The sequence below is a fragment of the Sulfitobacter sp. 1A15258 genome (genome assembly GCF_043557045.1).
In the GTDB taxonomy this organism is placed as follows: Bacteria; Pseudomonadota; Alphaproteobacteria; order Rhodobacterales; family Rhodobacteraceae; genus Sulfitobacter; species Sulfitobacter faviae.
Map to the genome: position 1 here is coordinate 202,198 of NZ_JBIFFK010000002.1, position 20,985 is coordinate 223,182.

17 protein-coding genes are annotated in these 20,985 nt (G+C 65.5%); 6 read left to right on the top strand and 11 right to left on the bottom strand.

The window, feature by feature from the left end:
- Positions 1-71 precede the first annotated feature (71 nt).
- The 10 genes from ACGYK9_RS05105 to xdhA form a co-directional block, all read right to left on the bottom strand.
- A complete protein-coding gene (locus tag ACGYK9_RS05105) occupies positions 72-860 on the bottom strand; it encodes a GH25 family lysozyme (RefSeq protein ID WP_394414928.1) in 789 nt (262 codons plus the stop codon).
- On the bottom strand, positions 857-1,510 hold the full coding sequence (locus ACGYK9_RS05110) for a DUF938 domain-containing protein (protein WP_394414931.1): 654 nt from the start codon (positions 1,508-1,510) through the stop codon (positions 857-859). The genes ACGYK9_RS05105 and ACGYK9_RS05110 overlap by 4 nt, the downstream gene beginning before the upstream one ends.
- Positions 1,507-2,445 carry an aldo/keto reductase gene (locus ACGYK9_RS05115; protein ID WP_394414934.1) on the bottom strand — a complete coding sequence of 313 codons (939 nt, stop codon included), beginning with the start codon at positions 2,443-2,445 and terminating at the stop codon, positions 1,507-1,509. The genes ACGYK9_RS05110 and ACGYK9_RS05115 overlap by 4 nt, the downstream gene beginning before the upstream one ends.
- A gap of 161 nt (positions 2,446-2,606) precedes the next feature.
- On the bottom strand, positions 2,607-3,680 hold the full coding sequence (locus tag ACGYK9_RS05120; protein WP_394414937.1) for a BMP family ABC transporter substrate-binding protein: 1,074 nt from the start codon (positions 3,678-3,680) through the stop codon (positions 2,607-2,609).
- A 71-nt stretch (positions 3,681-3,751) separates the two neighbouring features.
- A complete protein-coding gene (locus ACGYK9_RS05125) occupies positions 3,752-4,672 on the bottom strand; it encodes an ABC transporter permease (RefSeq protein ID WP_067263609.1) in 921 nt (306 codons plus the stop codon).
- Positions 4,672-5,754: an ABC transporter permease gene (locus ACGYK9_RS05130; protein WP_209217190.1), complete on the bottom strand. Its 1,083-nt coding sequence runs from the start codon at positions 5,752-5,754 to the stop codon at positions 4,672-4,674. Before ACGYK9_RS05130 ends, ACGYK9_RS05125 begins: the two co-directional genes overlap by 1 nt.
- A 42-nt stretch (positions 5,755-5,796) precedes the next feature.
- Entirely contained in the window at positions 5,797-7,314 is a 1,518-nt protein-coding gene (locus ACGYK9_RS05135) for an ABC transporter ATP-binding protein (protein WP_394414940.1), read from the bottom strand.
- Positions 7,311-8,066 carry a xanthine dehydrogenase accessory protein XdhC gene (gene xdhC / locus ACGYK9_RS05140; RefSeq protein ID WP_394414943.1) on the bottom strand — a complete coding sequence of 252 codons (756 nt, stop codon included), beginning with the start codon at positions 8,064-8,066 and terminating at the stop codon, positions 7,311-7,313. Before xdhC ends, ACGYK9_RS05135 begins: the two co-directional genes overlap by 4 nt.
- Positions 8,063-10,477, bottom strand: a complete 2,415-nt coding sequence (xdhB, locus tag ACGYK9_RS05145) for a xanthine dehydrogenase molybdopterin binding subunit (RefSeq protein WP_394414946.1) — start codon at positions 10,475-10,477, stop codon at positions 8,063-8,065. Before xdhB ends, xdhC begins: the two co-directional genes overlap by 4 nt.
- Positions 10,474-11,865 (bottom strand): xanthine dehydrogenase small subunit, encoded by a 1,392-nt coding sequence (gene xdhA, locus ACGYK9_RS05150; protein ID WP_394414949.1) that lies wholly within the window; start codon positions 11,863-11,865, stop codon positions 10,474-10,476. Before xdhA ends, xdhB begins: the two co-directional genes overlap by 4 nt.
- A 200-nt stretch (positions 11,866-12,065) precedes the next feature.
- Here xdhA and dnaE point away from each other — a divergent pair, with 200 nt between their 5' ends.
- On the top strand, positions 12,066-15,602 hold the full coding sequence (gene dnaE / locus ACGYK9_RS05155) for a DNA polymerase III subunit alpha (RefSeq protein ID WP_394414952.1): 3,537 nt from the start codon (positions 12,066-12,068) through the stop codon (positions 15,600-15,602).
- A gap of 82 nt (positions 15,603-15,684) precedes the next feature.
- Complete coding sequence (locus ACGYK9_RS05160; protein WP_394414955.1) at positions 15,685-16,251, top strand: hypothetical protein; 567 nt, start codon at positions 15,685-15,687, stop codon at positions 16,249-16,251.
- A 20-nt stretch (positions 16,252-16,271) separates the two neighbouring features.
- Here the strand turns inward: ACGYK9_RS05160 and ACGYK9_RS05165 are convergent, their stop codons facing one another.
- The gene (locus tag ACGYK9_RS05165; protein ID WP_082851915.1) at positions 16,272-16,466 is read right to left on the bottom strand and encodes a SlyX family protein; all 195 of its coding nucleotides are present in this window, start codon (positions 16,464-16,466) and stop codon (positions 16,272-16,274) included.
- A gap of 178 nt (positions 16,467-16,644) precedes the next feature.
- Here ACGYK9_RS05165 and hisS point away from each other — a divergent pair, with 178 nt between their 5' ends.
- From hisS to ACGYK9_RS05185, 4 genes are all read left to right on the top strand, one after another.
- Positions 16,645-18,141 (top strand): histidine--tRNA ligase, encoded by a 1,497-nt coding sequence (gene hisS, locus ACGYK9_RS05170; RefSeq protein WP_394414958.1) that lies wholly within the window; start codon positions 16,645-16,647, stop codon positions 18,139-18,141.
- A complete protein-coding gene (locus tag ACGYK9_RS05175; RefSeq protein ID WP_394414961.1) occupies positions 18,141-19,223 on the top strand; it encodes an ATP phosphoribosyltransferase regulatory subunit in 1,083 nt (360 codons plus the stop codon). Before hisS ends, ACGYK9_RS05175 begins: the two co-directional genes overlap by 1 nt.
- Complete coding sequence (gene hisG / locus ACGYK9_RS05180; protein WP_394414964.1) at positions 19,220-19,909, top strand: ATP phosphoribosyltransferase; 690 nt, start codon at positions 19,220-19,222, stop codon at positions 19,907-19,909. The genes ACGYK9_RS05175 and hisG overlap by 4 nt, the downstream gene beginning before the upstream one ends.
- A gap of 211 nt (positions 19,910-20,120) precedes the next feature.
- Positions 20,121-20,936, top strand: a complete 816-nt coding sequence (locus ACGYK9_RS05185) for an ABC transporter ATP-binding protein (RefSeq protein WP_394414966.1) — start codon at positions 20,121-20,123, stop codon at positions 20,934-20,936.
- Positions 20,937-20,985 lie beyond the last annotated feature (49 nt).

A 20,985-nucleotide genomic window follows, 5' to 3' on the forward strand; every position in this document is an offset into this window, starting at 1 on the left:
CTTTGCGGCGGGGTGGCGCAGAGGTATTTGGGAAAGGATGAAGGAGGGAAGGGGCGCTCCCCCCTTTAGGTTTAGCGCAGGGCGCGGGTGGCGACCCAGTTTTGCCACTCGGCGCGGCTGCCTGAGAAGGCGTTGAGGTCCACGTCGCCGCCGATGCCGGGGACGATGCCCGTGGCGCTGTATTGCCAGAAGCGCCAAGCTTGGCTGGGGTAGGCCTCGGCCGGGGTTTTGGCGGTGGTGCGCAGCCAGAAGTCGTATCCACGGAAGTTACCGAGGTCGTTTTCACGGTAGAATTTCGGTGTGGTGTAGATGACGGGGCGTTGGCCGTAGTGCGCTTCGACCACGCGCAGCCAGCGGCGCATTTGATCGCGGACGTCGGCGGCGGGCGGGCGGACATGGGCGCAGGTGGGGGAGAAGGGGTTCCATTCCATGTCGAGCACTGGGGGCAGCATGCCGCCTGTCTTGGGCACGTTGCGGATGAACCAGCGGGCCTGATCCTCGGGCGGGGTGCAGAAATAGTAGAAATGATAGGCGCCGCGTTTCACGGCGGCTTGGCCCGCGCCTTGCCAGTGGCTGTCGAAGTTGATGTCTTTGAGGTCGCCGCCTTCGGTGGCCTTGATGAAGGCGAAGTTCACTCCGGCGCGGCGGGCGGTGTTCCAGTCGATATCGTTTTGGAAACGGGCCACGTCGATGCCGTGCACGGGGTAGGCGGCGGGGGTGTGGCCATTGAAACTCACCGGATCGCTGTCGCCGAAGGCGGCGGGGAAGAGCACGCCGGGCGGGGCCGGGGGCGGGCTGCCGGGGGAGCCGCAGGCGGCGAGGCCGAGGAGCGAGAGGATCAGGGCGCGGCGGAGGATCATGGGCTGGGCTTTCTGGCGATGAAGGCGAGATTGTTGGCGGGCATGTCCACTTCGTCGATCGGGCTGAGGGCTGCATCGCTGAGCCAGCGGGCCATCTCGGTATTGTCTTTATAGCCGATCGCGGGGTCGGCGGCGCGCAGTTGGGCGTCAAAGCGGGTATCGCCGGGGGAGGTGGTTTGGCCGTCGCGTTTGAACGGGCCGTAGAGGATCAGCGTGCCGCCGGGGGCGAGGGCTGCGGCGGCTTCATCGATCAGGCACCGGGTGGCGAAGGACGAGATCAGATGCAGCAGATTGGCCAGCATGATCAGGTCGAAGGAGCCGTGGTCGCCCGCCCAGCCGGGCGCGGTCGCGTCGAGCGGCAGGGCGGGGGCGATATTGGGCAAAGCGGCCTCGGCTGCATATGCGTTGATGCTGGCGCGGCGGGCGGTGTCGATGTCGCTGGGTTGCCATCTAAGGCCCGGCAGGCATTTGGCGAAGCCCACGACATGTTGGCCGGTGCCGCTGGCGATTTCCAGCGCACGGCCCCGGGGCGGGGCGTGGGTGGCTAGCAGGTCGCAAAGCGCGTCGAGATTGCGCGCGGCGGCAGGGGCGAAGAGGCGGTCGCCGCCTGCGTCTTCGGCGACGCTGGCGTTGGAGGGCAGGCGGCTCATGCCTGCTCTTCCAGCCGGTCGGTGGCCGGGGGCGGTGTCGGCGACAGGGCCGAGATGGCGGCGTAGGTCTGCGGCGTCATCAGGTAGGTCAGCGCGGCGAGCGACGGCTCTAGTTGGGCCAAGGAGCGGGCCGAGATGATCGGCGTCGGCTTCGTGGGATGGGCCGCTGCCCAGGCCACGGCGAGGGTTGCGGGATGGGTGCCCAGATCACGTGCAAGGGCGGCAAGACCGGCAGCGGCGCCGTGCATCCCCTCTTGCCCGTAGCGGGCGGCATAGCGGTCATCCTCGCTCAGGCGGCCAGTGCCGCCCTTGGCGTATTTCCCGGTCAACAGCCCGCCACCCAGGGGGGAGTAGGGGGCGACCAATATGTCGAGGTCATGGGCCATCGGCAGGATCTCGACCTCGGCCTGACGTTTGACGAGGTTGTACATCGGTTGGATCACCGCGATCTCAAGCCCGAAGTCGGCGGCGATATGGGCGGCTTTGACGACCTGCCATGCGGCGAAGTTCGATAGGCCCACTTGGCGGATATGGCCCTGTTGTTGCAGGTCGGCCAGCGCGGCGAAGCTTTCGGTCAGCGGGGTGTCGGGATCGAAGCGGTGGAGGTAGAGCACATCAAGCGTATCAAGCTGCATCCGCTGGCGGGATGTCTCGGCAGAGGCGAGGATATTGGCCCGGCTCGCGCCGCCGGTATAGGCGGCTTTGGTGGCGACGATCAGGCTTTCGCGGCGGTCCTGGACGAACTGGCCCAACAGCCGCTCTGACGCCCCGTCGGTATAGACATGGGCCGTGTCGAAATGGGTGATCCCGGCCTCGATACAGGCGTCGAACATCGCGCGGGAGGCTGCCGCATCGGCGCGCCCGCCGAACTGCATGGTGCCGAAGGCGAGGCGGCTGGCGGGGGTGCCATCAAGGCTGGTGAGCATCTGTATCATGCCAGATTGGTGGCATGTGCGCTGCCCGCGCGCAATGGGTTTACGCAGGGGCAGGCGGCGGCGCGCTTGGGGACCGCGCGCATGAGGCCCCGACCGGGGCGGCGACGAAAAAGGGGCGCGCGGTTGCCCGTGCGCCCCTGTCGTCGGTCAGCCAGTGCGGCTTACTCAGGAATGGTGCCTTCGATGCCTTCGACATAGAAGTTCATGCCCGCCAGCGTGCCGTCATCTGCGGTCTCGCCCTCGGCCAGCCATGCGGAACCGTCCTGTTTGTTGATCGGACCGGTGAAGGGGTGGTAGTCGCCCGATGCAATTTTCTCTTTCAGTTCCAGCGCTTCGGCTTTCACATCTGCGGGCACGGCGTCGGTGATCTCACCAATGCCGACCATGCCCGGCCCGATGCCGTCCCATGTGTCTTGGCTTTCCCATGTGCCGTCCATGACCGCTTTGACGCGGTCGATGTAATAGGGCGCCCAGTTGTCGATGATCGAGGACACGCGCGGCTTGGGTGCATATTGCGCCATGTCGGAGGCTTGGCCAAAGGTGATCACGTTGCCCGCTTCCTGTGCCGCGGCCTGCGGCGCGGTGGAATCGGTGTGTTGCAGCACCACGTCGGCGCCCTGTTCGATCAGCACCTTGGCAGCGTCGGCTTCCTTGGCCGGGTCAAACCACGTGTAGGCCCAGACGATTTTGAACTGAACGTCGGGGTTTACCTTCTTGGCGTGGATATAGGCAGAGTTGATGCCGCGGATCACTTCCGGGATCGGGAAGGAGCCGATGTAGCCGATGATATTGCTCTCAGTCATCGAGCCCGCGATGTGGCCCTGAATGGCGCGGCCTTCGTAGAAACGCGCGGAATAGGTCGAGACGTTGTCGGCGCGTTTGTAGCCGGTGGCGTGCTCGAATTTCACATCGGGGAATTTCTTGGCCACGTTGATGGTGGGGTCCATGTAGCCAAAGGAGGTGGTGAAGATCAGATCGGCACCGTCGAGCGCCATCTGCGTCATCACACGTTCGGAATCGGGGCCCTCGGCCACGCTTTCCACGAAGACGGTTTCGACCTTGTCGCCGAACTCTTCTTCGACGGCCAAACGGCCTTCGTTATGCTCATAGGTCCAGCCGCCGTCGCCCACGGGGCCGACAAAGACAAAGCCGACCTTGGTCTTGTCTTGGGCCACAGCGCCCGAAGCAAGGCCGAGCGCAAGGGCCGCGCTGGTCATAAGGGTGGTTAGTTTCATGAGGTTTCCCCTGTTTGCGTGCCCCTTTGCCGGGGCTTGATGTGCGGGCGATGCCGCGTGACGTGATGCCCCTAGTTCGAGGCGTGGAAAGTACGGCCCAGCGAGGCCGGCGCGGCGCTTTTGTCCGCCGACAGCACCACCAGAACGATGATGGTGATGATATACGGCGACATTGCCAGATACTCTACCGGAATGGCAACGCCCGCGCCTTGCAAGTTCAGTTGCAACTGGGTGATGCCGCCGAAAAGATAGGCACCCAAGAGGGCACGCCACGGCTTCCATGAGGCGAAGACGACGAGGGCGAGGGCGATCCAGCCGATGCCGGCGGTCATGCCTTCGGTCCATTGCGGCACGCGAATGAGGCTGATGTAAGCCCCGCCCAAGCCTGCGCAGGCGCCGCCAAAGAGGATTGCCGCAGTGCGGATGCGCTTGACCTTGTAGCCAAGCGCGTGGGCCGCGTCGTGGCTTTCGCCCACGGCGCGCAGGATCAGGCCCGCGCGGGTGAACTTAAGCACCGCCCAGACCCCGGCGACCAGCGCGATGCCGAGGTAGAGGATGATGTCATGGGTGAAGAGGATCGGCCCAATAACGGGGATATCGGCCAGCGGGCCGAAGTCGATGTCACCCAGACGTGGCGGCTTGATCCCGACGTAGCTTTGCCCGATCAGGGCCGAGAGGCCGAGGCCGAAGAGCGTGAGCGACAGGCCCGAGGCCACCTGATTGGCCAGCGCCACTTGGGTCAGGAAGGCGAAGAGCAGGCTGAGCACGGCACCGCCCACGGCGGCGGCGGCGAAGCCCAAAAGCGGCGATCCGGTCTCGACCGCCGTGGCAAAGCCGCAGATCGCGCCGGTGATCATCATGCCTTCGACGCCGAGGTTCAGCACGCCGGATTTCTCAACCACCAGTTCTCCGATGGCGGCGAAGATCAGCGGCGTCGCGGCGACAAGAAAGCCTGCGACGAACAAAAGCGGGTTGATTGCGGAAAGATCCATCAGGCAGCCTCCGCCGCGCCAAAGCGCAGCCGGTAATGAGTGAAAACGTCCAACGCGAGCAGGAAGAACAGGAGCATGCCTTGGAACACCTGAATGGCGGCGGCGGGCAGGCCGAGGTTGGACTGCGCGATGTCCCCGCCGATATAGGTCAGCGCCATCAGCGCCCCGGCAAGCAGGATGCCAATCGGGTGCAACCGGCCAAGGAAGGCCACGATGATCGCCGTAAAGCCATAGCCCACGTTAAAGTCGATGGTGACCTGACCCGAGGGGCCAGCGACCTCGAACATGCCCGCAAGACCGGCGAGCAGGCCAGAGGTGCCGAGGCAAAACAGCACCAGCCGCGCCGGGTTCACGCCGGAGAAGCGCGCCGCGCGCGGCGCCTCGCCGGTGACGCGGATGGCAAAGCCAAGCCGGTGCCGTGCGAGCAGGACATAGGCAAAGATCACCGCGATCAGTGCTGCGACTACGCCCCAGTGCATGCCAGAGCCTGCGAAGAGTTCGGCGTTATGAGCCGAGGCGTATTGTTGCAGGTTACGCGAGCCGGGAAAGCCGTAGCCTTCGGGATTTTTCAGCAATCCCAGTGACATGGAGGCAAGGAATTGTTCCGCCACATAGACCAGCATCAGCGAGACGAGAATCTCGTTGGTGCCGAAACGCACCTTGAGAAGGGCCGGGATCATCGCCCAGAGCCAACCGCCGAGCGCCCCGGCGAGGACCATCAGCGGAAAGATATACCACGCCTCAAGCGGGTAGAAAGCCAGCCCCACGCCCGCGCCAAAGAGGGCGCCCATGATATACTGCCCCTCGGCCCCGATGTTCCAAATGCCCGCTTTGAACCCAAGGCTGAGGCCAATGGCGATCAGCACCAAGGGTGCGCCTTTGATCAGCAGTTGCGGGCGGTAGTAAAAGGCGTAATCGCCAAACAGGGGTTGCCAAAAGATCGTTTGCAGCGCCTCGATCGGGTCTTTGCCCAAGGCCGCGAACAAAAGCCCGCCGAAGATGAAAGTGGCCAGCACCGCCATGATCGGTGTCGACAGCGAGAGGGCCCGACTGGGCTGCGGACGCTTTTCAAGGCGGATCACTGATCACCCCCAATGGTCAGAGTGAAAGATGTGAGGCTCGGCTTAGACATGCGCGACCTCCATACCATGTGCGCCGCCCATCATCAGGCCGATCTCTTCGACGGTCAGCCCCTGCGCGGGGCGAGAGGGCGACAGGCGGCCTTCGTTCAGGGCGGCAAAATTGTCGGAAATCTCCATCAGTTCATCAAGGTCTTGGCTGATGACGATCACCGCGGTCCCGCCCGAGGCGAGATCGAGCAGCGCCTGCCGGATCGCGGCGGCGGCTGAGGCATCAACCCCCCATGTGGGCTGGTTCACGACCAGCAGCTCGGGCCGTTGCAGCACCTCGCGCCCGATGACGAATTTCTGCAGGTTGCCGCCTGAAAGCGAGCGGGCCGCGTTGGCGGGGCCGGGGGTGCGCACGTCGAAGGTCTTGATGATCTTCTCGGCAAAGCTGCGCGCCTTGCCCCAGTCGAGCATGCCGCCGCGCTCTAGCCCCTCACGCGTCGCACCGGTCAGCATGGCGTTTTCCGTCAGCGACATGTCCGGCACGGCGGCGTGGCCCAACCGCTCCTCGGGGGCGGTCAATACGCCAAGCGCGCGGCGGGCGGTGGGGCCGAGCAGGCCAATGTCGCGCCCGTCAAAGGTGATCATCCCCGCGCCGACCAGTGTTTCGCCCGACAGTGCGTTGAGCAATTCGTCCTGCCCATTGCCCGCGACGCCGCCGATGCCCAGCACCTCGCCGCGCCGCACTTCGACGGAAATATCGCGCAGGGGCATGCCGAAAGCATGGGCCGACCGGGCCGAGAGGTTGTTCAGCCGCAGCGTCACTTCGCCCGGTTCCTTGCTGTCGCGGGTGGGCGTTTTCAGCGCAGAGCCCACCATCATCTCGGCCATGTCGCGGGCCGAAGTCTCACGCGGGGTGCAATGGCCGACGACCTTGCCCAAGCGCAGGATCGTGGCGCTGTCGCACAGGCTGCGGATTTCTTCGAGCTTGTGCGAGATATAGAGGATCGCGGTGCCTTCGGCGCTAAGCTTGCGCAGGGTTTTGAAAAGGATTTCAACCTCTTGCGGCGTCAGGACCGAGGTCGGCTCGTCCATGATCAGCAGCTTCGGCTCCTGCAGCAGGCAGCGGATGATCTCAACCCGCTGACGCTCCCCCGCTGAAAGGTCACCGACGGTGCGGTCCGGCGCAAGCGGCAGGCCGTAGGTGTCCGACACATCACGGATCTGTTGGCTAAGCTCGCGCATCCGCGGCGGGTTTTCCATGCCGAGCGCGATGTTTTCCGCCACGCTGAGCGCGTCGAAAAGCGAGAAATGTTGAAACACCATGCCCACACCCGCCTGCCGTGCGGCGTGCGGGTCGGTGGGGGCAAAGCTCTCGCCCCGCATTAGCATCTGGCCCGCGTCTGGTTTGACCAGCCCGTAGATCATTTTGACCAAAGTGGATTTGCCCGCGCCGTTCTCACCCAGCAGGGCGTGAACCTCGCCCGGAGCGATCCGCAGGGAAACGTCATCGTTCGCGACGACGCCGGGGTAGGCCTTGGTCAACCCGGTGAGGTCGAGAAGTGAATCAGTCATGCGGAAACCTTTGTCTGGGTCCGGGCGATGAGAGCGGTCAACGCGCCATGGGCAATTTGCGCAGGCAGCTTGCCCAGCGATTTATCGCCAATTGGACAGGTGATGCCAGAGGGATCCAACCCCATGTCACGCAAGCGGCGGGAAAACCGTGACTTTTTTGTGTCAGAGCCGATCAGCCCGACGCTCGCGGCGCCGCGATTGAGCAAGGCGGCGCAAAGCGCGAGGTCGATGTCATGGGAATAGGTGAAGATCAGGTGATGCGCCTCGCGCGGCGCATGGGCGGCCAACCGCGGCATGTCGGCGGCCGGGGTGACGGTGACATGGGGCGGGATCTGGTCGGGGAACCGGTCGCGGGCGCTGTCGATCCATGTGATCTCAAAGGCCCGGGGCGGGCAGGCGGCCACCACCGCCCGGCCCACATGCCCCGCGCCCCAGAGCCAGAGCGGCACGTCGCTGTGTACATCCGGCAGGGGCAGGGGGGTGGCCGCGTCCAGCGGGCGCGGCGCGGTGGTGTAGTGCAGGCTGACTGCGCCGCCGCAGCATTGCCCCAGACCGGGGCCGAGCGGCAGGGTCTGGCTGTCTTCGCAGCGGCCCTCGGCCAGCATCTGGCGGGCGTGCGCGATGGCCTGATGCTCCAGCGCGCCGCCGCCGATGGTGCCCGCGATTGCATTGGGCGTGACCTTCATCGCCGTGCCCGCATCCCGCGGGACCGAGCCGCGCGTGGCGGTGACCTCGACGAAGATCTCGGTCATTTCCGCGCCCGTCCAACGGCGGCGAGCACGGCCTCGGCGGTGGCCGGGGCTTGCAGGTCGCCGTAATGCGGGCCGCAGGCCGCCACCGCATCCGACAGCGCCATGAAGGCCGAGATGCCCAGCATGAAGGGCGGCTCGCCCACGGCCTTCGAGCGGTAGACCGTTTGCGCCGGGTTCGGCTGGTCCCAGAGCGCCACGTTGAAGACTGGCGGGCGGTCCGAACAGGCGGGGATCTTGTAGGTCGAGGGCGCATGGGTGCGCAGGGTGCCACTCTCGTCCCAGACGAGTTCCTCGGTCGTGAGCCAGCCTGCGCCTTGAACGTATCCGCCCTCGATCTGGCCGATGTCGAGCGCGGGGTTCAGCGAGGCACCGGCGTCATGCAGGATATCGGTGCGCAGGATGCGGTTTTCGCCAGTGAGCGTGTCTATCACCACCTCGGTGCAGGCCGCGCCATAGGCGAAGTAGTAGAACGGCCGCCCGCGCCCGGCGATGCGGTCCCATTCGATCTCGGGCGTTTTGTAGTAGCCGGTGGCCGAGAGGCTCACCCGGTTTTCATAAGCAGAGGCGGCAGCGGCGGCGAAGGTGATCTCCTCGCTGCCGATCTGCACCATGCCGTCGGTGAAGCGTACCTGATCGGGCGTGGTCTGGTAGCGTTCAGCGAGATGCGCGGCCATGCGGTCGCGGATCGTGTCGCAGGCGTTCTGCGCGGCCATGCCGTTGAGGTCCGACCCCGAGGAAGCCGCCGTGGCCGAGGTGTTGGGCACCTTGGCGGTGTCGGTGGCGGTAATCTTGACCAGTTCGGGCGAGACGCCGAAGCGCGAGGCCGCAACCTGCGCGACCTTTTGAAAAAGCCCTTGCCCCATCTCGGTGCCGCCGTGGTTCAGGTGGATCGAGCCATCCTGATAGACATGCACCAGCGCGCCCGCCTGATTGAGGTGGGTCAGCGTGAAAGAGATGCCAAATTTGACCGGGGTGATCGCAATGCCGCGTTTCAATAGCGGGTTTTGCGCGTTCCACTCCTGAATCGCGGCCCGGCGCGCGTCGTAGTCGCAGCTTTCGGCCAGTCGGTCGGTCACGGCGTTGATGATGCAATCCGTGACCGGTTGGTGATAAGGCGTCGTCTGCACATCCGACGGGGCGGTGGGCAGGGTCTCGGCCTCGGCAGGCGCGGGCGGGGCGCCGCGGGACGACAGATCGGCTTCGGCCTCCGGCGGGGTGCGGTTGTCGATCGCGGTGCCGGTTTTCTCGACTTCGGTCGGGCGGTTGGCATTGTCGCTGTAGTAATTGGCCCGGCGCACGGCGAGCGGGTCGCGGCCCAGCTCATGGGCGATATGGTCCATCACCCGCTCGATCCCGACGATCCCCTGCGGGCCGCCGAAGCCGCGGAAAGCCGTGGCGCTGGCGGTATTGGTCCGCAGGCGGTGCGAGGTGATGCGGATGTCGTTCAGGTGATAGGCGTTGTCGGCATGCAGCATGGCGCGGTCGGCGACCGGCAGGCTGAGGTCCATCGACCAGCCACAGCGGGTGTAATGGGTCACGTCCATCGCGGTGATACGGCCCGTCTCATCGAAGCCCACGTCATAGCCGATGCGGAAGTCATGGCGCTTGCCGGTGATGATCATGTCGTCATCGCGGTCATAGCGCATCTTGCAGGGCTTGCCGGTAAGAGACGCGGCCACAGCACAGGCGATGGCCAGCGCGTTGCCCTGGCTTTCCTTGCCGCCGAAGCCGCCGCCCATGCGCCGGGTCTCAACTCGGACGGCATGCATCGGGCGTCCGATGGCATGGGCCACCTTGTGCTGGATCTCGGTCGGGTGCTGGGTCGAGGAATGCACCAGCATGTCGCCGTTGTCCTGCGGCAGCGCCATGGCGGCCTGACCTTCGAGGTAGAAATGCTCCTGCCCGCCCATCTCGATCTGACCCGAGAGGCGGCGGCTGGCCTTCGACAGCGCGGTCTCGGCATCGCCCTTCTGGTAGATGCGCGGGCCGTCCTCGAAGCGGCTGTTGGCCGCGAGCGCCTGTTCCACCGTCAGGATCGGGTCGCGCGGGGTGATCTGCGGCTTGCCCAGCTGGGCCGCCCGGCGCGCGGCGAGGTGGCTGGTGGCCACGACCAGATAGAGCGGCTGGCCCGCGTAATGCACCTGATCGGTCGCTAGAAGCGGCTCGTCATGGTTCGAGGGTGAGGTGTCGCAGTCATGCGCGAGGTCATCGGCGGTCAGCACCGCGACGACGCCGGGAGCCTCGCGCACGGCGGAGAGGTCGAGCCCGGTCAACTCGCCCGCCGCGACGGGGCTGAGGCCAAAGGCCAGATGCAGCGTGCCGCGCGGTGTCGGGATGTCGTCGACATAGCGCGCGGCACCGGTGACATGCAGCTTCGCGGCGTCATGGGGAAGGGGCTTTGCGACGCTCATGCCGAGACCTCCGCTAGGTTGGTGGGTGTGCCATTGGCGTCGTGGAAATAGCGCAGCAGCATGTTCTGCGCCGCCTGCATCCGGTAGGCGGCGGAGGCGCGCATGTCCGACAGCGGGGTGAAGTCTTGCGTCATCGCCTCCATCGCCTTGCGGATGGTGTCTTCGCTCCACGTCTGGCCGATCAGCGCAGCCTCGGCGGCGGCGGCGCGTTTTGGGGTGGCGGCCATGCCGCCGAAGGCCACGCGGGCGGTGAGAATTTCCGAGCCATTGCCGGTGATCGAGATGCAGCCGCAGACCGCGGAGATGTCCTGATCGAAACGCTTCGACAGCTTGTAGCAGCGCAGCGTGTCGTGCTGGCGCGGCACGGTGATCGCCTCGACAAATTCGCCCGGCGTGCGGTCCTGCTTGCCGTAGTCGAGGAAGAAGTCCTCCAGCGGCAGTTCGCGGCGCACGTCGCCGCGGCGCAGGTGTAGCGTGGCACCAAGCGCAATGAGCGCGGGCGGGCCGTCGCCGATGGGCGAGCCGTTGGCGATATTGCCGCCCAGCGTCGCCGCGTTGCGCACCTGCGTCGAGCCGTAGCGCCGCAGCATCACGCCCAAGCTGGGAAACAGCGGGGAGAGCTTTGCCTCCACCTCGGTCAGGGTCGTCATCGCCCCGATGCGCAGGCCGGTCTCATCCTCGGTAATGCCGCGCAGATCGGCGCAGCGGTTGAGGAAGGCGACGGCGCCAAGATCGCGGAACCCTTTGGTGACCCAAAGACCCACGTCCGTTGCTCCGGCGATCAGTGTGGCTTCCGGATTGTCGAGGTACCACGCGGCCAGCTCGTCACTGCTCTCGGGCTGCACATGGGGCGCGCCTTCGGCCTTGGCGGGGGCGGGGATGTCCTGCGCGAGCTTCGATTTGAGGCCCAGCAGATGCTCAGGCACGGGCTTGTCCGCCGCGGCTTCGGCTGCGCGGATGATCGGCGCGTAGCCGGTGCAGCGGCAGAGGTTGCCGGCAAGCTGCACGTCATGGTCGCGGGCGCCGTTAAGATGCGCCGTGGCCATCGAGACCACGAAGCCCGGCGTACAGAAACCGCATTGGCTGCCGTGATGTTCGACCATGGTCTCCTGCACCGGGTGCAGGCTGCCGTCGGCGCCCGCCATCCCCTCGACCGTGGTGACGGCCTTGCCGTTGATCTGGGGCAGGAACAGGATACAGCCATTGAGCGCGCGGTGCCCGCTCTCATCGCTGATCATGACCGAACAGGCCCCGCAATCGCCCTCGTTACAGCCCTCTTTCGTGCCCGTCAGGCCGCGCTCTTCGCGCAGCCAGTCAAGCAAGGTGGTGGTCGGGGACACGTTGGAGAGTGACACGACTTCTCCATTGAGAAGAAAAGTGATGTCCATTGGTTCTCATCCGCCGCGGTACAAAGTGGCCCGTAAACATGCGCGGGGTTCGATGCGGCGTAGAACCGGGCGCGGGCGAGGTAGAGGTCAGGCTAGCGGGGTGGGGGGCGTTTTGGCAAGAAAAAATACCTTGGGCGAAAAATGCGCGCGCGCGGCATCGGGCGCTGGTGCCGGGCAGGCGGCTGGCATAGTTTGCGCCCATGTCAGATGCTCCCCGATTCATTCACCTGCGCAGCCATTCCGAGTATTCTCTGCTGGAAGGCGCGCTGCGGCTGAAAAAGCTGCCCGGCATGTGCCGTGACGCGGAAATGCCCGCGCTGGCGCTGACCGATACCAACAACATGTTCGCCGCGCTCGAGTTCTCCGTCGCCATGTCGGGCGCGGGCGTGCAGCCGATCATCGGCTGTCAGGTCGACGTGGCCTATGTCGAGGTGCAGCCGGGCGAGAAACCGCGCCCGCCCGCGCCGGTGGTTCTGCTGGCCCAGAGCGAATTGGGCTACGAGAACCTGATGAAGCTGAACTCCTGCCTCTATCTCGACAAGGGCGGGGCGGCGGCGGAGGTCACGCTGGCGGAACTCGAGGCGCTGAGCGCCGATCTCATCTGTCTCACCGGCGGTCCCTCGGGGCCGGTGGGGATGCTGTTGCAGGGCGGTCAGCGCCCGGCGGCGGAAGCGCTGATGGCGCGGCTGCACAAGGCTTTCGGCGACCGGCTCTACGTCGAGTTGCAGCGCCACCCGGAAGACGGCGGCCAGCCCGAGGCCGAGCGCCTGACGGAGCGTGGCTTTGTCGAGATGGCCTATGCCATGGACATCCCGCTGGTCGCGACCAACGACGTCTATTTCCCCAAGCCCGACATGTACGAGGCGCATGACGCGCTGATCTGCATCGCCGAGGGCGCCTATGTCGACCAGAGCCAGCCGCGCCGCCGTCTGACCGCGCAGCATTACTTCAAGTCGCAGGCCGAGATGGCGACCCTCTTTGCCGACCTGCCCGAGGCGCTGAGCAACACCGTCGAGATCGCCAAGCGCTGCGCTTTCATGGCCTACCGCCGCGATCCGATCCTGCCCAAGTTCGCCGACGACGAAGTCGCCGAGCTGCGCCGCATGGCCAATGAAGGCCTGCAGGCGCGTCTGGCGGTGATCCCCCATGCGGTGAGCGTGGAGGAATACCAAAAACGGCTCGATTTCGAGCTGGGCATCATCGAGGGCATGGGGTTCCCAGGCTACTTCCTGATCGTTGCCGACTTCATCCAATGGGCCAAGGACAACGACATCCCGGTCGGTCCGGGGCGGGGCTCCGGTGCGGGCTCTCTGGTGGCCTATGCGCTCACGATCACCGACCTCGATCCTTTGCGCTATTCGCTGCTCTTCGAGCGGTTCCTCAACCCCGAGCGGGTCTCCATGCCCGACTTCGACATCGACTTCTGCATGGACCGCCGCGAGGAGGTGATCCGCTACGTGCAGGAGAAATACGGCCGCGACAAGGTGGGGCAGATCATCACCTTCGGTGCGCTCTTGTCGAAGGCGGCGGTGCGCGACATCGGGCGGGTGCTGCAGATGCCCTACGGGCAGGTCGATCGGCTGTCGAAGATGATCCCGGTGGAGGGGGTGAAGCCCGTCTCCATCGAAAAAGCGCTGGCGGATGAGCCGCGACTGCGCGAGGAGGCCAAGAACGAGGAGGTCGTTGACCGGCTGCTGACCTACGGCCAGCAGGTCGAGGGGCTTCTGCGCAACGCCTCCACCCACGCGGCGGGGGTGGTGATCGGCGACCGCCCGCTGGATCATCTGGTGCCGCTCTACCAAGACCCGCGCTCGGACATGCCGGCGACGCAGTTCAACATGAAATGGGTCGAACAGGCCGGGCTGGTGAAGTTCGACTTTCTGGGTCTGAAGACCCTGACCGTGATCCAGAACGCGCTCGACCAGATCAAGGCGGGCGGGCGGCATCTGCATATCGCGGCGGACGGACGTCAGATCTACGAGCCGCCCGAGGGCCATGTCGACGACGTGGCCACCATCCCGCTCGACGACAAGGCGACCTACGACCTTTATTCCAGCGCCAAGACCGTCGCGGTCTTCCAGGTGGAATCCAGCGGCATGATGGATGCGCTCAAGCGCATGAAGCCGACCTGTATCGAGGACATCGTCGCCCTTGTGGCTCTTTACCGCCCCGGCCCGATGGAGAACATCCCGGTCTATTGCGAGGTCAAGAACGGCAAGCGCGAGTTGGAATCGGTGCACCCCAGCATCGACTACATCCTCGAAGAAACCCAAGGCATCATCGTTTACCAAGAACAGGTGATGCAGATCGCGCAGGTCATGGCGGGCTATTCGCTCGGCGGTGCGGACCTGTTGCGCCGCGCCATGGGTAAGAAGATCGCCGAGGAGATGGCCAAGGAACGCCCCAAGTTCGAAAAGGGCGCGATGGCCAATGGCGTCGACAAGAAGAAGGCGGCGGAGGTCTTCGACCTTCTGGAGAAATTCGCCAACTACGGTTTCAACAAGTCGCACGCCGCGGCCTATGCGGTGGTCAGCTACCAGACCGCATGGCTGAAAGCGAACCACCCGGTCGAGTTCATGGCCGGGGTGATGAACTGCGATATCCACCTAACCGACAAGCTGGCGATCTACTTCGAGGAGGTGCGCAAGCACCTCGAACTGCCTTGGGTGCCGCCTTGCGTCAACCGCTCGGATGCCACCTTCAAGGTGGTCGACGGCGCACTCGTCTATGCGCTGGGCGCGCTGAAAAACGTCGGGCTCGAGGCGATGAAACTGGTGACCGAGGGGCGCAAGGTCGATGGTGTCGACCGGCCCTTCACCACGCTTTTCGATTTCGCACGGCGGGTGGACCTCAAACGGGTCGGCAAGCGCCCGCTGGAAATGCTGGTGCGCTCGGGCGCTTTCGACCAGCTCGACAGCAACCGGCGGCGGGTGTTCCAGTCGCTCGACGGGCTGGTAAACTACTCCGCCGCAATCCACGAGCAGAAGGCTTCGAACCAAGTGTCGCTCTTCGGAGAGGCGGGCGACGATCTGCCCGAGCCGCGGATGCTGCCCTGCGACGATTGGCAGTCGGCCGAACGGCTGGCCGAGGAGTTCAAAGCCGTCGGCTTCTACCTCTCGGGCCATCCGCTGGACGACTACATGCCGCCGCTTAAGCGTAAATGGGCGCGCGAGACCGGGCTGCCCTTCCTGACGCTTGATGAGTTGAACGAGAAGGTCAGCACCCGGGGCGCAATGAATGCCCGGCTCGCCGGCGTCGTGGCCGGGCGGCAGGAACGCAAGTCGGCGCGCGGCAACCGCTTTGCCTTTGCGCAACTCTCGGACCCCACGGGCGGCTACGAGGTGACGATCTTCTCCGACGTGCTCGAAGCCTCGCGCGATCATCTGGAGGTCGGCTCCAAGGTCGTCATCACCGTGGAGGCCACGATGGAAAGCGACCAGTTGAAGCTGCTGGCCCGCGGCATCGGGCCGATCGACGCGGCGGTGGCGGATGCGGGCAGCATGGGGCTGCGGGTCTTCATCGACGGGCCGGGGGCGATCCAATCGGTGGCCGATGTGCTTGCCGGGGCGCGGCAGGCGGTCAAGGCGGCGGGCAAGGGGCCGGTGCAATTCTGCCTGATGGACCCAAGCCTGCCCGGTGAGGTCGAGGTCGATCTGGGGCGCGAATTCCCGGTGACACCGCAGATCAAGGGCGCGATCCGCTCGCTCGACGGGGTGATGGAGGTCGAGGAAATCTGACCTCTGTGCCGCCCGCTGCCGCATCCAGTGGACGGCGGCGGGTGGCTGCGCTACCTGCCTGCCAAGCAACGGGGAGCAGAGCATGAAACGACGCATCGGCCTTTTGATCATGGGGACGCTGCTGTCCGCCTGCGCCATGGCCCCTTCCGCGCCGAACCCGCAGGTCTCCGAGGTTTCATTCGGCACCGTCCTGCCGTTTGGCGAGGTGGCCCGTGTCTGCGATCTGGATCTGAGCGAATTGGGGCAACTGGTCGAGGAACCTGCGGCGCGGGGCTACCGGTTGTTCGATTCGCAGCCCGGCAGCGCCGGGGCGCGCAGTTTCTACATCACCGGCTTTGCGGATGATTGCGCGCGTCAGTTGACGGCGGCCAATGTGCTATTCGGCACGCCCACGATCTATGAGCAACTACACTACGGCCCGGGGGGAGAGAACCTGCCCACCGCCGAGACCGACGCGGCCTATGAGGCGATCAAGGCCCGCGTCTGCGGGGCGGGGCGCGGCAAACCCTGCGGGCGGCAGATCGGCACGCTCGACAAGACGACCTTTTTCGTCAGCGCCTATGAGCGTTTGGGCCAGACCGCGCGCTGGTCCGAAGTGCTGGTGCATGACGGGGCCGTCGCCGCAGTGGCAATGAAATCAGCCAATTGACGGGTGCGCGGCGCTGCCGCTCAGTAATGCGGGGGGCGCTCATCGCCCAAAAGCACCGCGCCACCGCCCGAGGCGTCCCGCTCTCCTTCGCGCTGCATCAGCATATGGACGCGGCGGTTCAGGGTGACGATCTCGGCCTCCTGACGGGTGACGATTTCTGACATATCGTCGACCGCGCGGGTCAGATGGGCGATCTGCTCTTCAAGGCGGCTGATATGCTCGGCTGTTTGGTCTGGGGTGTGATCAGGGCTTTGGTCAGTCATGGCGCGCATCCTTTTTGCGCGATCTAGCACGGACCGGCGGCGCGGGACAGGGGCGGGATGCCGCGTTACTTGCTCTTGCGGGGGGCTTGGGCTAGACGCGAGGCCAATTGATGCACCGAGGATCCTTGCCATGGCAAAGCCCAAGAAAACCCCCCGTCCCAAGGCGCAAACCCCGAAAGGGTTCCGCGATTATTTCGGGACCGAGGTGACCCATCGGGCCGAGATGCTAAACAAGATCGCCGCCGTCTATCACCGCTATGGTTTCGACGCGCTGGAAAGCTCGGGCGTGGAGACGGTCGAGGCGCTTGGCAAGTTCCTGCCCGACGTGGACCGCCCGAACGAGGGGGTGTTCGCTTGGCAGGAGGATGCAGAGGGCGACAAACCCGGTGACTGGCTGGCGCTGCGCTATGACCTGACAGCACCCTTGGCGCGGGTCTATGCCCAGCACCGCAACGACCTGCCGATGCCCTACCGCCGCTACGCCATGGGCCCGGTCTGGCGCAATGAGAAGCCCGGGCCGGGGCGGTTCCGGCAGTTCTACCAGTGCGACGCCGATACCGTGGGCGCGCCCTCGGTCGCTGCCGATGCCGAGATCTGCGCCATGCTGGCCGATTGCCTCGAGGAAGTGGGCATTGCACGCGGCGACTATGTGGTGCGGGTGAACAACCGCAAGGTGCTGAACGGCGTGCTCGAAGTGGCGGGGCTTGCGGGCGACGACAAGGAAGCCGAGCGCGGCATCGTGCTGCGCGCCATCGACAAGCTCGACCGGCTGGGGCCGGAGGGCGTGCGCGCGCTTCTGGGTGAGGGCCGCAAGGACGACAGTGGCGATTTCACCAAAGGTGCAGGGCTGGGCGAGGCGCAGGCCGATGTCGTGATGGGCTTCATGCAGGCCAAGCGCGAGACCGGGGCTGAGACCGTGGCGCGGCTGCGCGAGTTGGTGGCAGGCTCCGAGGTCGGCGTGCAGGGCGTGGATGAGTTGCAGCTTATCTCGGACCTGTTGGCAGCGGGTGGCTATGGCCCCGATCGGGTGGAGATCGACCCCTCGGTCGTGCGCGGCCTTGGCTATTACACCGGCCCGGTCTTCGAGGCCGAACTGACGTTCGAGATCAAAGACGAGAAGGGCCGCGCGCGCAACTTCGGCTCGGTCGCGGGCGGCGGGCGCTATGACGATCTGGTGAAGCGTTTCACCGGGCAGGAAGTGCCAGCGACCGGCGTATCCATCGGTGTCGACCGTCTGCTCGCCGCGCTGGCCGCCAAAGGGCGGCTTGAGGCCGAAGCGACAGGCCCCGTCGTCGTTACCGTGATGGACCGCGACCGCATGGCCGATTATCAGGCCATGGTGGCCGAGCTGCGGCAGGCGGGCATCCGGGCGGAGGTCTACCTCGGCAACCCGAAGAACTTCGGCAACCAGATGAAATACGCCGACAAGCGGCAAAGCCCCGTGGTCGTCATCGAAGGCGGTGACGAGAAGGACCGCGGCGTGGTGCAGATCAAGGACATGGTGCTGGGCGCGCAACTGGCGCAAGAGGCCAGCCATGACGAGTGGAAAGAGCGCCCCAACCAATATGAGGTGCCACGCGGCGATCTGATCAAGGCGGTGCGCGATATTCTGGATCGGACAAGCTGATGCCCACACGTTCCGAAACGCTGGCGCGCGCGGCCTCCCTGCGCGCGATTTTCGAGGGGCAGGGCGCCGTTCTGGTCGAGCCGCCGATCTTGCAACCGGCGGACACGCTGCTGGACCTCTATGGCGAGGATATCCGCGCGCGCGCCTATGTCACCTCGGACGCGCTGCGCGGGGAGCAGATGCTGCGCCCCGATTTCACCGTGCCCGTGGTGCAGATGCATATGGCCCATGGGGCCGAGCCCGCGCGCTACACCTATTCAGGCGAGGTTTTCCGCCGTCAGGAGCACGACCCGAACCGCGCCAACGAATACATTCAGGTCGGTTTTGAGGTCTTCGACCGCGCCGATCCGGCGGCGGCGGATGCCGAGGTTTTCGCCCTGATTGCCGAGGCGATGCAGGGCCTGCCGGTGCGTCCCGTGACGGGCGATATCGGCGTGCTGATGGCGGCGGTGCAGGGGCTGGGCACATCCCCCGCGCGCAAACAGGCGTTGATGCGGCACATCTGGCGCCCGCGCCGCTTTCGCGCGCTGCTCGACCGCTATGCTGGGCGCAGCCCGGTGCCTGCCGGGCGCAAGGCGCTGCTGGCCGAGGCCGAGGTGACATGCGACGCGCCGATGGTGGGGCTGCGCTCACGGGCCGAGATCGAAGCCCGCGTCGCGGCCCTGCGCGAGGATGCGCAGACGCCGCCGATCTCCGCGCAGCAGGTCGACCTTTTCGAAGCGCTGTTGGAGGTCAAGGAAACCCTGCCGAACGCGCTGAGCCGCCTGCGCGATCTGGCCGTGGACATGCCCGCCATCGGCGATGCTGTGGCCCGTGTCGCGGCCCGCGCCGATGCGATGCGCGCCCGCGGGATCGACACCGACGCGCTGCTCTTTGAGGCCAGCCATGGCCGGTCATCGATGGAATATTACGACGGTTTCGTCTTTGCTTTCCGCGCGGCCTCACGGCCCGATTTGCCCAGCATCGCCACCGGCGGGCGCTATGACGCGCTGACCCGGCGACTGGGGCAGGGCGATGAAATCCCGGCGGTGGGCGGCGTGATGCGCCCCGGCCTGATGCTGGAACTGGAGGCCGGGCAATGACGCTGAAACTGGGTGTGCCGTCCAAGGGGCGGCTGATGGAGAAGACCTTTGAATGGTTCGGCGCGCGCGGCGTCAGCCTGCAACGGACCGGGTCCGACCGCGAGTATGCGGGCAAGGTCGAGGGGATCGAGGATGTCTCGCTCGTTCTTCTCTCGGCGGGTGAAATCCCGCGCGAACTCTCGGCAGGGCGGATCCATTTGGGCGTCACCGGCACCGATCTGGTGCAGGAAAAACTGGCGCTTTGGGATCAACTGGTCGAGCCGCTGGAGGAATTGAACTTTGGCCATGCCGACCTGATCATCGCGGTGCCGCAGGCTTGGGTCGATGTCGATACGCTGGATGATCTCGACGCCGCCGCCGCCGCCTTCCGTGCAGAACATGGCTTCCGCCTGCGCATTGCAACAAAATACCACCGGTTGGTGCGGGAATTCCTGCGCACCCACGGTGTGGCGGACTACGCGCTGGTCGACAGCCAAGGCGCGACCGAGGGCACGGTGCTGAACGAGACCGCGGAGGCCATCGCCGACATCACCTCCAGCGGGGAGACTTTGCGCGCCAATCACCTGAAGATCCTCAGCGACGGGCTGATCCTGCAATCGCAGGCGACGCTCTGGCGGTCGCGCCTGGCGCCGCTGGAAGATCACAGCCGGAAAGCGTTGCAAACCCTGATCGCACAGCTGACCTGACGTAGCGTCACGAGCGCGGGTTTTTCCCTTCCCTTCCATATGATTGCACCCTCCGAGCCGCTCCGGCGCGGGGGCGCTTTGCCGCGCGTCTTATCGAAAGACTTGCGAGATGCCGCGCTTCGGATAGGGTGAAAGGGTCAACAGGCCGATACCACAAGCACCGCCAAAAGGGGCAGGGGTCGGGACATAGGGAGGATCCGTCGATGATCGGATGTCACGCGCCCCTTGCGGGGGGCCGCAGCCGTCGCCGCATGGGAGTGGGCGATTGCTGAGGGTTGAGGATTTGCATCTGTCCTTTGGCGGCATCAAGGCGCTGCAGGGGGTGAATTTCGAAGCCAAGGCCGGAGAGATCACCGGGGTGATCGGCCCCAACGGCGCGGGCAAAACCTCACTTTTCAATGCGATTTCAGGATTTTACAAGCCGGATCGGGGGCAGGTGTCCTTCGACGGGCAGGATATTACCACGCTCAGCCCCGACAAGCGTGCTGGGCTGGGGCTGGCGCGGACCTTCCAAAACATCGCGCTGTTTCGCGGCATGACCGTGCTCGATAATATCAAACTGGGCGGCCACACGCGGCTCAATACCAACGTCTGGCAGGCGCTGCGCTATTTCGGGGCGGCGCAGAAGGCCGAGTTGGAACTGCGGCGCGAGATCGAAGAGCAGGTGATCGACTTTCTCGAGATCGACCACATCCGCAAATACCCGATCACGATGCTGCCTTACGGTTTGCAAAAGCGGGTCGAACTGGGCCGCGCCTTGGCGATGCGCCCGCGCGTGTTGCTGCTTGATGAGCCGGTGGCGGGGATGAACCGCGAGGAGACCGCCGACATGGCGCGGTTCATCCTCGACGTGCAAGAGCAGTTCGGCACCACGATCCTGCTGGTGGAACATGACATGCATATGGTGATGGACATCTGTAGCCGCATCGTCGTGCTGAACTTCGGCCAGCAGATCGCCAGCGGCACGCCCGAGGAGGTCTCCAACAACCCGGCGGTGATCGAAGCCTATCTGGGGGCCGCGGCATGACGATTTCTTTGAAAGAAATCGGCCCGGAATTTTTGAAAAATTCCGAGGC